The sequence below is a fragment of the Polaribacter sp. L3A8 genome, from assembly GCF_009796785.1.
GTDB lineage: Bacteria > Bacteroidota > Bacteroidia > Flavobacteriales > Flavobacteriaceae > Polaribacter.
This window is the reverse complement of the sequence record NZ_CP047026.1, coordinates 604,606-620,253: the sequence shown is the minus strand read 5'-3', so window position 1 is coordinate 620,253 and position 15,648 is coordinate 604,606. Positions and strand designations below refer to the sequence as shown.

Sequence of the window (15,648 nt, the reverse complement as noted above, 5' to 3'; positions counted from 1 at the left end):
ATTAGAGCATTTATTTTTAAGAATTTTATTAGAAATTTCATATAATTATAAGATGCTTATAATCATGTAAATACCTTTGTGTTATTCATGTTTGTTAACTAAACAGAGTTGTAATTACTAGTTTTATTTTTTTACTTTAAAGTGAAATAAAAATTTAAAAGGTGTTTGTTTTAATAAGAATTTTATAGCACTATTTTCTTTGGATGTTTTTTATTTGAGAACCAATTTCCCTAACTTGTTATTACCAGATAACCACGCAATATTTCTATCTACAAACTGAATGGAATAATAAGCTTCATTGCTAACATTTGCCCAACTAAGACCTCCATTATTTGAGTATGATATTCCTGTTTTTCCTACAGCAAAGACCTCTTTTCCGTTAGTATTTGGTACATATTGTACACAGCTTTTGTAATTAGGGTTTTGGGTATTGGCAACTAAAGTCCAAGTAAGGCCGCCATCCTTCGTAATAGCTTTGTTTGCCTTGTTTTCTAATGGTTTAGAGTAATCGCCACCAATTGCTATTCCGTTTTTTTTATCAACAAAATCTATAGAATAAATTCCCTGTGGTCCATCACCCTGAATAAAAGGAGTATTAAAAATTTGCCAAGTATTTCCGTAATCTTCCGATTTTAAAATACGTGCTTTAGTACCACCAGAAGCAATCCAAACTGAGCTGCCTATGGTTTTAATATTGGTATTGCTGGCGGCAAAAAAGGCTTCACCTTCATTAAAAATTGGTAATTTAGAACATGGTAGTTTGTGCCAAGTATTTCCACCATCCAAAGTTAAAAGAATAGAAGCACAATTTTCTGTTGGGTCTCCCACCGCAATTCCATGTATGTTGTCATCAAAAAACTGTAGTGCATCATAAAAAACTTTATCATGCGTTTCTGTATATTTTAAATTTGCTTGTCCTACAGAAATACGATATAACAAAGCAGGGTTTGTAATACTTAAAGCAAAAATGGCTTTTCCGTTAGAAGCAATACTTCTAAAATTAGGAATGATACTATCTTGATATTTAATTTTTAAAACAGTTGGTTTTAATTTAGTTGTTGTTGCATCCGAAAAGAAACCAATGCTACCATTAGAGCCTGCATAGATTACTTCAAATTCATTTATAGCATGAATTGCACGAATGCTAACACTGTCTATTAGATACTCTTTTACGCTTATTTCATTGATTTTTCTAGGTTGATAATCTTCTTTACAAGAGATAAAAACTAGGAAACCAAAAATAAATAGGATTATTCTCTTCATTTTTGATACTTTTATAGGACTAAATTAAACAAATCATTTTTATATAATGAAAAAAGCGTTGGTAATTTCTGGAGGAGGGAGTAAAGGAGCATTTGCAGGTGGAGTTGCGCAATATTTAATGAAGAAAGAAAATAAAGATTATGATTTATTTATAGGTACCTCTACAGGTAGTTTAATGGTGTCTCACTTGGCTTTAGGGAGATTAGATGATTTAAAAGAATTATACACCAATGTAAATCAGAAAACTATTTTTAGTAATAATCCTTTTAAAATTAAAAAAGTAGCCGGAGAAAAAGTAATTAGCATTCGACATTTAAATACTTTTTGGAATTTTTTAAATGGAAGAAAAACATTTGGGGAAAGTAAAAACCTACGTTCTTTAATTAGAAGGAAGGTTACCCGAGAAATGTATGAGGAAATTAGAAAAAATAACAAAGAGGTTGTGGTTACGGTTTCTAATTTAACAGCAAACCAAATAGAATATAAATCTATAAATGAGTGTACTTATGATGATTTTTGCGATTGGATTTGGGGTTCTTGCAACTATGTGCCGTTTATGAGTTTATTAGAAAAAAACAATTGCCAGTATGCAGATGGTGGTTTTGGCTCTTTAGTACCTATTAGAGAAGCCATTTTACGTGGAGCTACCGAAATAGATGCCATTATTTTAGAAACAGAAGTTACTCAGTTTAATAAATTACCAGCTACAAACCCGTTTTCTTTATTATTTGATGTATTCGATTTTATGTTGGTACATGTAGAGCGTCATAATATTACCATTGGTAAATTAGCAGCAACCAATAAAGGTATTAAACTAAACTTATATTATACACCAACCGTTTTAACAACAAATTCTTTAGTTTTTGATGAAGTTTTAATGCGAAAATGGTGGAAATCTGGTTATAAATACGCAAAATCTAAGCAAGAAGAATTAATGAGCGAGTTTAGACCTGATGTTTTAACGGATCAAGAAATAGAAGTTGGTTTAGATGATTTAGAGGACTTAAATTTGTAAGTTAATTAGTTTGTTTTTTTACGCCTTCAGATATAATGTTTATGATATTTAATTGATTATCGTACTTATATTAATCATTTGCTAGCGCGAGCGTCCCGCTCGTGAAATAACAAATAAAGTACAACAAACGATTTTCGCAACGCTTGTTTGAGTCATTGATAGTGGTTGTATTTTTTCTAAAATAGTATGTTTATATTTTGTGGGCACGAGCGGGACGCTCGCGCCAGCGGATAAACATAATAAACTTATATATATGAGCAGAAAATATAAATTTGGAGAAAAATCTGGAGCTTATTTTATTAGTTTTACTACCATAAACTGGATAGATGTTTTTACAAGAGACGCTTATTTTTGGTGTATTATAGAATCTTTAGATTATTGTAGAAAGCATAAAGGAATGGAAATTTATGGTTATTGTATTATGCCAAGTCATATTCATTTAATTTTTCGTTCTGCATTAAATAATCCTTCGGGGTTAATTCGAGATTTTAAAGGGTTCACTTCAAAAAAAATGTTGAAACTGATTGAAGAGAATCCACAAGAAAGTAGGAAAGAATGGATGCTTTGGATGTTTGAGCGTGCAGGAAAAAAGAATAGTAATATTACCCATAAACAGTTTTGGCAACAACATAATCAGCCAATTGAAATTTGGTCATTAAAAGTATTTGAACAAAAGTTAAAATATATACATCATAATCCTGTAGAAACTGGATTTGTAACTGATCCTATAGATTGGAAATATAGCAGCGCAAGAAATTATGGTAACGACGATTCAACAATCTTAGAGATAGATTTGAATTAGGTATTGTGTGGGCACGAGCGAGACGCTCGCGCTAGCGATAACAAACTTTAATCAAAATTTTTAATAAAATAACCACTCTAAAATCGGAGTAATCTCGCGTTAGCTGAACAAATTATCTTTTCAATAAATATCTGCTAGCGCGAGCGTCTCGCTCGTGCAATATCCAGATTAAAAAATTGCATAAATAAAAAAACAAATGAGCAGAAAATATAAATTTGGAGAAAAACCTGAAGTTTATTTTATTAGTTATTGCTACCATAAATATAGGATAGATGTATTTGATTGTATATATAAGTAGTGCCACAAATTATGGTAAAGACGATTCAACAATTTTAGAGATAGATTTAGATTTGATTGAGGTATGAACACGAGAGACGCTCGAGCTAGCTGAAAAACATATTTTAATTAAATTAATCGAAACTTGTTAAAAAAAAATAATAACTCTAAAACCAAACTTTTTAGCATAAAAAAAATCCAGTTTAAAACTGGATTTTTTTTATAAGTATCATTTTAATTACTTTAAATCTACATACATTTCGTTTGCAAAAGGTTTTTGTAATTTAGAATTGGTAAGTTGTTCTTTTTTAATAGAAATAACAGATTTACCAGTAGATTTAGATCCTGAAACAATATAATTAATTGTTCTTTCTAATAAAGGCTCTGTAACATCACCTAAAACACCTAAGTTAACGTTACCAGAAATTTGCCCAAAATCTTCTGCAAGTCCAATCTCTGGGGTATATCCGTTAGGATTATTTTCTCCGTTTGCATTTTTTATTTCTAATACAATCGGTTGCATTGCGTAGGTATGATTGGTGTTTAAGTCTGCACCATTTCTTCTATAATCTTCAGAATCATATAACGTAATAGAACCTACTTGTTTTCCTACAGTTTGTGTACCTACTAATTTTACATCAATATAAGCACTTAAGGCATTTATAACCAATTCAGATGCAGAAGCGGTATCTTCTGTAACAATAAAATAAACGGTAGAAAGGCCCAAACTATTAATAGGTTCGTCTAAAATAACATTGCCATTTTGATCTGTATTTGTAATATTATCTGTAAAATAATTTAAAAAATCACTAGCATTATTTTTTTCCATTACTTTCTCGTTCCATACTTGTTGAGAGTAAACCGCTGTATTAGGCTCTGTTGCAATCATACTACCTAAATAAGTGGCTGTTTGTACAGAACCACCACCATTGTAACGTAAATCTATAATTAGATCTGTAACTCCATTAGCTTTAAAGGTTCCAAAAGCAGCATTTAATTGACCATCAAAAGAACTTGCAAACTGATTGTATAATAAATAACCAATTTTTTTACCACCTTCATTAAACGTTTTTGTAATTGCTACAGGGTTTTCTTGTAATTGAGATTTACTTAAAGCAATAGAAGTACCGTTTAAAGTAGGATTTCCTCCATCATAGTCAGCCAAATTAATGGTGTAATCTGTATTTGCACCAAATAGTAAATCTCTATAGTTGGTATTGGTTATTTGAGTACCATCTACAGCTTTAAAAACCATCCCTCTTAAAATACCTTGTGTTTCTGCATTAGAACTTGGTACTACATATCTTACTACACCATAAGCATTGGTGGTACTTCCATTTTCAAAAAATAAATTAAACTCCATTCCGTTACTCAACGTAATGCCTTGAAAAGCATTTTCTAAAGCAATATAATCATCAACAATCCAAGAAAAACGGTCATATCCCTTTTCATTAGCAGGATAACCATTCTCTTCTGTGTATAATAAATTGTCAAATAAAATTTCTGGTGATGAAAATCCTTCTAAGTAGCTATTTAATTCGTTTTGATTATTAAAACGTAAATCGGCCAAATCAGGAACATCACTTTGCCATAAATAATAGGCGTTTAAACCTCGCCAAACAAAGTCTTGTACTTCGATATCTTTAGGTATGTTATCTTCTGTCTTAGAGCAATTGTAAAAGAGTGCAGAAATTATAAAAACAATTAGTATTCTAGGGAGAAATGTTAACTTCATATATTTCTTATTTATAAAAGAGAACGCAATATAAACAGAAATAGTATTATTATTAAAATATGTTGTAACAAAATATATGTTGTATCGTCTTAATTATGTAAACCCGATAATAAAGATCTGTTTGCAACAAAAAAATCAACCAAACCAAATGAAACAGTCAGACTTTTTAAAAGTTGTTTTGCCGTTTAAAGACAAGGTTTTTCGTTTAGCAAAAAGACTTTTAGTTTCTACAGAAGAAGCAGAAGATGCCACGCAAGAATTGTTATTTAAATTGTGGAAAAGTAAAGAGAAGATTGCTGATTATAAAAATGTTGAAGCATTTGCAATGACCATGACTAAAAATTATTGTTATGATCGTTTAAAATCGAAGCAGGCAAGTAATTTAACATTAATACACAGTAATTATAAAGAAAAAGATACGTCTTTAGATAAACAAGTAGAACATCGAGACAGTGTAAACCAAGTGCACCAATTGATAGAAAACTTGCCAGAGCAACAAAAAGTTATTATTCAGTTAAGAGATATTGAACAATATGATTTTGATGAAATCTGTAAAATGGTAGATATGAAACCAACAGCAGTAAGAGTGGCATTATCTAGAGCAAGAAAAACAATAAGAGAACAATTAATTAAAAAACATAACTATGGAGTTAGCTAACATAGAAAAATTAGTAGAAAAATACGAAAACGCGGAAACGTCTTTGCAAGAAGAAACAGCCTTAAGAAACTATTTTACAGGAGGTAATGTTGCACCACATTTGCAAGAATATGAGTACATGTTTAATTATTTTGCTATTAGCAAAGAAGAAACTTTTACAAAAACCATTCAGTTAGAACCTAAGAGATCTAAAAAGAGAAACTTAAAATGGTTATCTGTAGCAGCATCAATAGTCTTATTATTTAGTGTATTTATTGGTAAAAATGAATACGATAGATACCAAGCAAAAAAACAATTCGATCAAATAAGTAAAGGGTTAAGACTTTTATCTGCAAACCTTAAAAAAGGAGAACAAGCCGTTGCCACCTTATATACTTATGAGAACACCGTAAACAAGATCTTAAAATAAACCAAGTAGATAATAGTAAAATTAAGTAAACACAGAAATTATGAAAAAAATAGCAATATTAATAGCGTTAGTGGTTGCACCAATGGTAACCAGCGCACAGTCCTTTTTTGATTCTTTAGAAGATATGGATGGCATAGATATGGTAGTTGTTACCAAAGATGCTTTTGAGTTAATCTCTAAGTTTAAAAATGTAGAAATTGATGATAATGAAGGGATGAAAGTCTTTCAAATGATTCAAGATTTAAAAGAATTTAAAATGTTTTCTACCAAAGATGTTGGTATCGCAAACAAAATGGAGGCAATGGCAAATGACGCCATTAAAAAACAGAATTTAACACAATTAATGAGAATTAAAGATGAAGGTTCTCACGTTAAAATTTATGTAAAAACAACAAAGAATAAAGATTTTGTGAGTGAAGTTTTAATGTTTATTAAAGGTATTGATAAAAAAACAAAAGGAAACGCAGAGGCTGTAGTGGTTTCTTTAACGGGTAACATAGATATTAATAAAATGTCTGAATTAGCCGATACTTTTTCTAAAGGAAAATAAAAGTAAAAATATGTCAGTTAGAGTGCAGTCGAGAACTTATGAAGTTTTAGATAAACAAGACCTTTCGACTGCGCTCAAGGAGACGGCAATTTAAATTTTATCACACCAAACTACATTATTATGAAAAACATCACCAAAATATTTTCTCTTTTATTACTTGTTTTAATGATAACATCTTGTAAAAATGAAAAATCATTACAAGGATACTTAGTAGAAAGTCAAGAAAAAACTGGTTTTATCACTGTTGATATTCCTACTAGTTTTTTACAATTAAAATCAGAGGCTGTTTCTGAAGATGTAAAAGAAACGCTAAAAAGTATTCGAAAAATAAACGTGGTTGCATTGCCCTTTAAAGGAAATGAACCAACGTATGAAATTGAAAAAACAACATTAAAAAGTATTTTTAAAGACAACAAAGAGTATAAATCTTTAATGTCTATGAAAACAAAAGGAATGCATGTAAACTTGTATTATACTGGAAATACAGATTCTATAGACGAAGTGATTGCTTTTGGTTATGGAGACGAAGTTGGAGTAGGTGTTGCTCGTTTATTAGGCGATCACATGAATCCTGCTAAGATTATAGCAATGATGAACAATATTAAATTTGATAAAGACAATTTAGATTTAGAAAAATTTAGTGCTATTTTTAGTGGAAAATAAATCTTTTTAATAGTTAATTTAAAGCTGTAATCTCTTATGAGGTTACAGCTTTTTTATTAATACTTATCAAGTATAAGTTATTAAAATCTTAAAAAAAAAATGAATACTACTTCTAATTGCCATTTTGATGAAAGGAGAAATCTCGTAATAAAGAAAACCAATGTGTAGATAACTTTATGTGATTTCTCTCTACGTTCGAAATAATAAAATTGCATATTTTCTATGCTGTATATTTATAATAAGCAGATATTCTTTTTTACTAAAAACGGCTATTGTAACTACCAACTATTTTTAACTGCTCATTAACAGCTACATTGTTAATATTTCTTACTTTTGGAAATTATGAAAATGCAATATATGATGATTAAAAAAGTGCTGTTTTTTGTTTTCCTTTTGATGAGTTTGGTTAGTTTTTCACAAACTTATGATACCTACAAACCCGAAAGAGATAAAATTAACGATCTCGTTCACACAAAATTAAAGGTTGATTTTAATTTTAAAGAAAAACAACTAAACGGAGAAGCTTGGGTTACCTTAAAACCTCATTTTTATACAACTAACAAACTTACGTTAGATGCCAAAGCAATGCTTATTCATCAAGTTTCTATAGATAATCAGAAATTAGAGTATCATTACGATGATTTACAAATGATAATCGATTTACCAAAAACCTATAAAAAAGACGAAGAATACACTATCTATATAAAATATACTGCTCGTCCGGAAAAAGTACAACAAAAAGGAAGTGCTGCTATCACCGATGCAAAAGGCTTGTATTTTATAAATGCAGATGGTTTAGACAAGAATAAATCTACCCAAATTTGGACACAAGGTGAAACGGAAGCAAGCAGCTGCTGGTTTCCAACAATAGACAGTCCGAATCAGAAAACAACCCAAGAAATTTATATGACCGTTCCAGATAAGTTTGTAACACTTTCTAATGGTAAATTAGTAACTCAGACTAAAAACGGAACCAATAGAACAGACTACTGGAAAATGGATCAGAAACATGCGCCATATTTATTCTTTATGGGAGTAGGAGCGTATGAAGTTATAGAAGATTCTTACAAAAATATTCCTGTAAACTATTATGTAGAAAAAGAATATGCACCGTATGCTAAAGATATTTTTGGCTTAACACCAGAAATGATGGGTTTCTTTTCTGATAAATTGGGCGTAGAATATCCTTGGAACAAGTATAGCCAGATTGTAGGTAGAGATTACGTTTCTGGGGCAATGGAAAACACAACAGCAGTAATTCATGGAGAACAAGCGTACCAAACACCAGGACAATTAATTGATGAAAATATACAAGAAAACACCATTGCACATGAGCTTTTTCATCATTGGTTTGGAGATTTAGTAACGTCAGAAAGTTGGTCTAATTTAACGCTAAATGAATCTTTTGCTAATTATAGCGAGTATTTATGGAGAGAATATAAATACGGAAAATTAGATGCAGATATGCATTTGTACGAGGATAGTCAGTCTTATTTAAACGGACAAAATAACGACAAACATTTGGTACGTTACAATTATGTCGATAAAGAAGATATGTTCGATTTAGTTAGTTATAACAAAGGTGGAGCAATATTACACATGTTGCGAAAGTACCTAGGTGACGATGCTTTTTTCTTAGGCTTAAAAACCTATTTAACAGAAAATAAATACCAAGCTGCAGAAGTACATCAATTACGTTTAGTATTTGAAAAAATTACGGGTAAAGATTTAAATTGGTTTTTTAACCAATGGTATTTTGGAGCAGGACATCCAAGAATAGAAGTTTCTTATGATTATAATACCATTCAGAAAACAGTAACGGTTAACCTACAACAATTAAATGCAAATGAGTTTAAGTTTCCTTTTGCCATTGATATTTTTGAAGATGGTAAAAAAGTAAGACATAATGTTTTTGTAGATAAAAATGATGCTTCTTTTACCTTTCCGTATACAAAACAACCAACATTAATTCAGGTGAATGCAGACGGCGTTTTATTGTGTGAAATTACAGAAAACAAAGTACTGAGTGATTATATTTTTCAGTTAAAAAATGCAGAAAACTATGCACATAGAAGAGAGGCATTGTTAGAAGTAGCTAAAAAACAAGAAGAAAAAGATGCTTTTAATGCTGTAGAAGCTGCTATGAGCGATGCATCTTCTAAAATTAGAATCTTAGCCTTAGAAAACATCGATTTAATAAACAAGTTTTCTAAAAAAGATGCGATTGCTAAAATTATGAGAATAGCCAATAATGACGAAAAAACATTGGTACAAGCAACGGCTATAGAAACGTTAGGGAAATTAACAGATCCTGAGTTAAAATCTATTTTTGTAAAAGGATTAGAAAGTAAATCATATTCTGTAATTGGTAAAGCTTTGGTAGCTATGTATTATGTAGACAAGCCAATGGCAATAGCTAAATCTAGAGAATTACCAGACGAAATTAGAAAGATTTTAGCAACGCCTTTAACACGAATTTATATTGAAGAAAATGATAAAAAAGAATTGCCTTTCATCGCAAAAAACGTGTTGTCTGGTATGTTTTTAACGGGAGATGATGCAACCAAAGTTTTGTATCAAAAAGCATTTAAACAAATCTCAGAGAGTAATAATTCTGAAGCAATACAGAATATCGTAGACGATATGGTGGTAAAAGGAAACCAATACAAATCGTTTAATTTTGATAAAGTGGTGATTAATTTAATGAGAAAAATGATACAAGATCAAGAGTCTAAAAACACTGCGAATAAAATTAGAAATACAGAAATTATTAAAGAAGGTATGGCTAAGTTATTGTAGTATAAAATATTCATATTTTATATACTTATAATTACAATGTATAATTATTTATGTTGATATAAATAGTATAAAAATATACGAGTGATAAAATAGAGAAATTTAAACAAGTAAGTTTAATCCCAGAAATGTTATCAAAATTTTTATTGCTCTAGAATAATTTAATTCTTAGAGGTTAGTTCTTCTTTTTATCAGCTTAAATAAATAGCGAAAAATATTTGATAAGCATACCAACCTCAATCATATTTTATATTTAAAATACTAAAAAATCAGCTAGAATAACTAGGTCTTTTTGAAAATTTTAGAATATCTATCTTTAAAACTAATTATCGTTTTCTAAGATGTCTTTTACGTTGATGTATATAAAATTTAATTTCAGGCATATCTTTATCATAAATCATAGCACTACATATATTAGGATCCATTGTGTTTATGCTAATTTAAGCATCTGTTCCTATACTTTAATGTTAAAAAAAGTAAACAAGAACAATCATTCTTTACAAAAAAAATAAGGCTTCAAAATTTATAAAAGATCTAAATCGATAAAATTTTTAGGAATAGATACCGACCTAACGGTTAAATTTAATGTTAATAAAAAAGGATAAGTTAAAATTTTGATAAAGTTTAAAACATTTATTTTAGCAAATCTAATTTTTTAATGGAGACTATGAAAAAAAAAATATTTTCTATCTTTTTGTTTTTTTTTGTACTCCAAATATCCGGAGAAACCAATTTTACTAATACTAAATCTAAAATAGATTACAAGCTGGTTAAAAAAAAGCTTGTTATTTTAGATAGCTCTTATCGGATAAAAAAACAACTACATAAGGATTCTAAACCAGAATTTAGTTGGAGTAATATTAAAAAGTGGTTCCCTGTTTCAGATACTATTGTTCAGAATAGAGATTTAGCAAGTGCCTCTTTTACTGTTATTGAAGAACATGATTCTTGGGTAGATTCTTTTACTAATGAAGATATAAAAGAATTACCAGTTGGAGTTAAGCACATAAAAAATAGTATAGAATATTCTATAGGTATTACAAAAGCGATAATTACCAAAGACCATACAGAGTTAACCGTATTTGCTAGAGTTAAGTTACCACAAACAGATAGCAACTCTCAACCAATTGAATTATTTTTTGGTGCAGATAATGTTAAATTGTCACATCAAGGAGGAATTGTTGGTGATGCAAATTTAGTATTGTTAGGAGATTTAAATATACCTTTTAATGCTGGTAAATGGCTATTGACACTTAAAGGCGGTTTTAATTATACAACAGGTGATATAGAAAATAAAACATATGTAACCATTGGTTGTGAAGGTGTTAAGAAAATGGGTATACAAGGTGTTGTAGAATTCTCTAGAGATTTGGTTATACCTGTTGAAACAGAAGGTGTAAAGGCTGGTACGGTAGATGAATCTAAAACAATGGTTAATAAAACGATCATAACAGAAAATGGCACACAAGTTTTACAAGTTCCGTATCGTGTAAAAGGTGAGTTTAATGTTACAGCAACCGGATGGAATGATATCTTGGTACCTATTGATTTACAGCCTTTTGTTTTAGCACAAAAACGTAATAATGAAGACTATAAAGGTAACTTTCAGTTTGCCGTAAATCAGGCCGTATTAGATTTTAGTGATTTAAGAAATGATGCAACTGTAGAATTTCCAGATTATTATGAAGAAAATGGTTTGTTATTGCCTAATGTAGATACTTGGAGAGGTGTTTATGTAAATTCTGTAGAAGTTAAAATGCCTGCCGAATTTATGACTTCTGGTACTATATCTAGAGGAGATAATGAACGTGTAACTTTTGGAGCTCATCATTTAATTATAGATAATTACGGGGTTTCTGGTACATTTTATGGAGATAATTTATTTACCTTAGATGAAGGTAGAACCAATGTTAGTAAAGCTTGGGCTTATTCTTTAGACCATATAGAAGTTTCATTAGCAGCCAGTCAACTAATGGGTGCCGCATTTGACGGACGGATATTATTACCTATTTCAAAAAAAGAAGGAGAAAATAATACTCCAGATAATGTGGGGCTTAGATATGATGGATTAATCTCTGAAGAGGAATATTCGTTAACAGTTAGTAGCGATTCTATTATTGATTTTAATTTATGGAAAGCAAAGGGGCAATTACTACCAAATAGTGAAATAGTATTAGCCGTTAGAGATGGGCAGTTTAGACCAAAAGCAACATTACATGGAAACATATCTATAAGTGCCAATCAAAGTACTGAAGAAGAAGAAACCACATCTACTAATACTACAGAACCAAAGTTGGTTGAGTTTAAAGGTGTAGAGTTTCAAAATTTGATATTACAAACAGAATCGCCTGTCTTTGCGGTAGATTTTATGGGGTATAATGGAGACGTTAAGGTTGCTGGTTTTCCTGTTTCTATATCCAATATTGGTATTACTTCAAATGAAACTAACGCCGATTTACATTTTGATTTAGCTCTTAATTTAATGGGTGAGAATAATGGGTTTTCTGCAGAAACAAGTTTAGCTGTAAAAGGAGTATTTGAAGAAGAAGATTATCGTCAAAAATGGAAATTTCAGGGTGTAGAATTAGATGCCATCTTAATTGATGCAGATTTAAACGGTTTTACATTAAAAGGAGGTTTAAATATAATGAATGATGATCCTGAGTATGGTGATGGTTTTTCTGGAAATTTAACAGCAAATTTTAAAGGTTTAGGGATTGAAGTAGGAGCTAAGGGAATTTTTGGTAAAACAACATTTAGGTATTGGCAATTTGAGGCAATGGTAGATGGTTTAGCGGTAGGAACCGGTATTCTAAACCTGAGTGGTTTTTCTGGTGGCGCATCTTACAAAATGAAACGTACAGATTTTAGTTCTTCTTTTTCACCTACAGGCATCGGGTATACTCCAGATGAAACCGTTGGTTTAGGATTAAAAGCTATGGTGATTTTTAATGCTGTAAAAGATGAAGTTTTTAAAGGTAGAGCTGGTTTTGAAATAGCTTTTAATACCAATGGAGGTATCGATTTTTTAGGATTTTATGGTCAAGGAACTTTTATGAATGTAGACATACCAGGCTTGTCTAACGTAAATGATTTAATGACTAAGTTAAAAGCTAATACTGTAGCTAAAACCAAATTTTTAGGAGTAACTAACGAGAATGTAGCTAGTACTTGGGTAGGGCAAAATTTATTAGATAAAGCAGAAACTGATTTTCCTCAAACAGCTACAGACCAAATGGCAATAAGTGCTAAACTGGGTATAACTTATGATTTTAACAATGATGTTCTTCATGGAGAATTAGACGCTTCGGTGAATGCTCCAGGAGGTTTAATAACCGGAGGAGGTAATGCTGTTTTACATTTTGCTCCAGATGGTTTTTGGTATATCTATATAGGTACACCTACAAGCCCGATAAGTTTAAGTATAGGAGTTGGGTCTTTACAAGTAGGAACAGATGGATATTTTATGGTAGGTTCTGTTTTACCGAGTGCTCCGCCACCAGACCCAATGGTAGCTCAAATTTTAGGAGTAGATGCTAGCGAGTTAGATTATATGCGAAGTGAAAACTCACAAGCTTTAATAGCTCAAGGAGGTGGATTTGCTTTTGGCTCTCATTTGAGTATTAATACAGGAGATTTAAATTTCCTTATTTTTTATGCAAATTTTCAAGCCGGTGCTGGTTTTGATGTTATGTTAAGAGATTATGGAGAAGCAGAGTGTTCTAATACAGGAGATCAAGTAGGTATTAATGGGTGGTATGCAAACGGACAAGCTTATGTGTATTTACAAGGTGAGTTAGGTATTAGAATAAAACTGTTTTTTATCAATAAAAAAATCCCAATAATTCAAGCTGGTGCAGCAATGTTATTACAAGCAAAAGCGCCAAATCCTATTTGGATGCGAGGATATTTAGGAGGACATTATAACCTTTTAGGTGGCTTAATTAAAGGTAAATTTAGATTTAAACTGACTATTGGAGAAGAATGTATTTTTGAAGGAGCTTCACCTTTAGGTGGAATGAAAATTATAACAGATGTTTCTCCTGAAGACGGTACAAGTGATATTGATGTATTTGCAATACCACAAGCTGCTTTTAGCATGAAAGTTGGCGAGCCTATAATAATACCAGAAGATGATGGAGATAAACTATATCGAATAGATTTAGAAGAGTTTGTGCTGTTGCATAACGGACAAGAAGTAGTAGGAGAAAAAGAATGGTCTAATTATAATGACAGAGTTAGTTTTGTCTCTTCAGATATTCTACCTCCAAATGAAGTATATACCGTACGTGTTAAAGTTAGTTTTAAAGAAAGAGTTAATGGTATTTTTAAACCAATAATGATAGATGGTCAACCAGCAATAGAAACCGAAGAACGAACCTTTACTACTGGTGGTGCACCAAATTATATACCTTTAAGTAATATTACATATTCGTATCCAGTTGTAGATCAAAAATACTTTTTTGAAGATGAGTACGATCAAGGATATATTCAATTAACAAGAGGGCAAGATTATCTATTTGAAGATCAAGAGTGGGAGAGTTTTGTTAAATTTAAAAAAGAAAACGACCCACCATCTAGTGATATTGTTTTTAATTATGACACTACTGATAATAAAATAACATACGATTTACCAAATGTTTATCAAGAATCTCAATACACTATGCAAGTTGCGAGTAGGCCAAAAGGTAGTTCTAATACAAGCACTAGTAATTCAGATAATAATCCTGAAGAAGAAAGTTCTAGCTCTTATGATAATACGGTAGCAGAAGTAGAAACAATTATTAGAAACAATGATGCAGAAAACTTATCTAAAGACGGAGAAATTGAACGATTAACATATCAATTTGGAACGTCTAAACATAAAACATTTAAGAAAAAAATAAATACAATCAATACACAGAATTATAATTGGGATATTTATTATTCTGATGTTATTCATTTGTTTACGAGTATACAAGACCATGAACCTTTTGATGTAGTAGAACTTTTGGGAACAAACTATACAGATAATATTGCTTTGGTTGGTATAGAAGCTACATTAGATGATGCATACTTTACAGATGATATTAATCCTCCATTATATTCCAATTACCCTTTTGGAGGTCAATATACTTTTATTAATAGAGATGATGAAATTTTAGGGACACCTCCTAAATTCGCTTTGCCAATAATATCTAGTTACCTTAATAATTTAGAGTACGAAATAAATCAAAATAGTTTAAGAACAACATTTCCTTTTAGATATAATTTAGGTTTAGCTTATAAACATGATTGGGTAGATATAAGGTCTCAAATTGTAAATAATCAGACAAATGGATTAATTCCTTCAGGAAGTCCTATTCTTAATTTTTTAGATGAAGATTATTTATTTATGCGTTATGGATTCTATAAAACTACTTTAAAATACAAGTTACCTGGAGGTCTAAATGGTACTAGTGCCATATATAAGTTTAAAAACCCTAATGATTTTAGATAGAA

The 15,648-nt window shown here is 30.5% G+C and carries 10 protein-coding genes; 8 read left to right on the top strand and 2 right to left on the bottom strand.

Features of this window, described 5'->3' with window-relative positions:
- Positions 1-210: 210 nt before the first annotated feature.
- On the bottom strand, positions 211-1,263 hold the full coding sequence (locus GQR92_RS02170) for a sialidase family protein (RefSeq protein WP_158837586.1): 1,053 nt from the start codon (positions 1,261-1,263) through the stop codon (positions 211-213).
- A gap of 46 nt (positions 1,264-1,309) precedes the next feature.
- Here GQR92_RS02170 and GQR92_RS02165 point away from each other — a divergent pair, with 46 nt between their 5' ends.
- Together GQR92_RS02165 and GQR92_RS02160 are read left to right on the top strand one after the other, a co-directional pair.
- Positions 1,310-2,278, top strand: a complete 969-nt coding sequence (locus tag GQR92_RS02165; RefSeq protein WP_158837585.1) for a patatin-like phospholipase family protein — start codon at positions 1,310-1,312, stop codon at positions 2,276-2,278.
- A gap of 253 nt (positions 2,279-2,531) precedes the next feature.
- Entirely contained in the window at positions 2,532-3,080 is a 549-nt protein-coding gene (locus tag GQR92_RS02160) for an REP-associated tyrosine transposase (RefSeq protein WP_158837584.1), read from the top strand.
- 514 nt (positions 3,081-3,594) lie between these two features.
- Here GQR92_RS02160 and GQR92_RS02155 read toward each other — a convergent pair.
- Entirely contained in the window at positions 3,595-5,091 is a 1,497-nt protein-coding gene (locus tag GQR92_RS02155) for a S41 family peptidase (protein ID WP_158837583.1), read from the bottom strand.
- A 148-nt stretch (positions 5,092-5,239) separates the two neighbouring features.
- Between GQR92_RS02155 and GQR92_RS02150 the strand changes: the two genes are divergently transcribed.
- The 6 genes from GQR92_RS02150 to GQR92_RS02125 all read left to right on the top strand — a co-directional run bounded on the left by GQR92_RS02150 (position 5,240) and on the right by GQR92_RS02125 (position 15,646).
- Positions 5,240-5,749, top strand: a complete 510-nt coding sequence (locus tag GQR92_RS02150; RefSeq protein ID WP_158837582.1) for an RNA polymerase sigma factor — start codon at positions 5,240-5,242, stop codon at positions 5,747-5,749.
- The gene (locus tag GQR92_RS02145; protein ID WP_158837581.1) at positions 5,736-6,158 is read left to right on the top strand and encodes a hypothetical protein; all 423 of its coding nucleotides are present in this window, start codon (positions 5,736-5,738) and stop codon (positions 6,156-6,158) included. Before GQR92_RS02150 ends, GQR92_RS02145 begins: the two co-directional genes overlap by 14 nt.
- A 40-nt stretch (positions 6,159-6,198) precedes the next feature.
- Positions 6,199-6,708, top strand: coding sequence for a DUF4252 domain-containing protein (locus GQR92_RS02140; RefSeq protein WP_158837580.1), 510 nt, complete (start codon positions 6,199-6,201; stop codon positions 6,706-6,708).
- 120 nt (positions 6,709-6,828) lie between these two features.
- On the top strand, positions 6,829-7,371 hold the full coding sequence (locus GQR92_RS02135) for a DUF4252 domain-containing protein (RefSeq protein WP_158837579.1): 543 nt from the start codon (positions 6,829-6,831) through the stop codon (positions 7,369-7,371).
- A gap of 357 nt (positions 7,372-7,728) precedes the next feature.
- Complete coding sequence (locus GQR92_RS02130; RefSeq protein WP_158837578.1) at positions 7,729-10,170, top strand: M1 family metallopeptidase; 2,442 nt, start codon at positions 7,729-7,731, stop codon at positions 10,168-10,170.
- A gap of 664 nt (positions 10,171-10,834) precedes the next feature.
- Positions 10,835-15,646, top strand: a complete 4,812-nt coding sequence (locus GQR92_RS02125) for a hypothetical protein (RefSeq protein WP_158837577.1) — start codon at positions 10,835-10,837, stop codon at positions 15,644-15,646.
- Positions 15,647-15,648 lie beyond the last annotated feature (2 nt).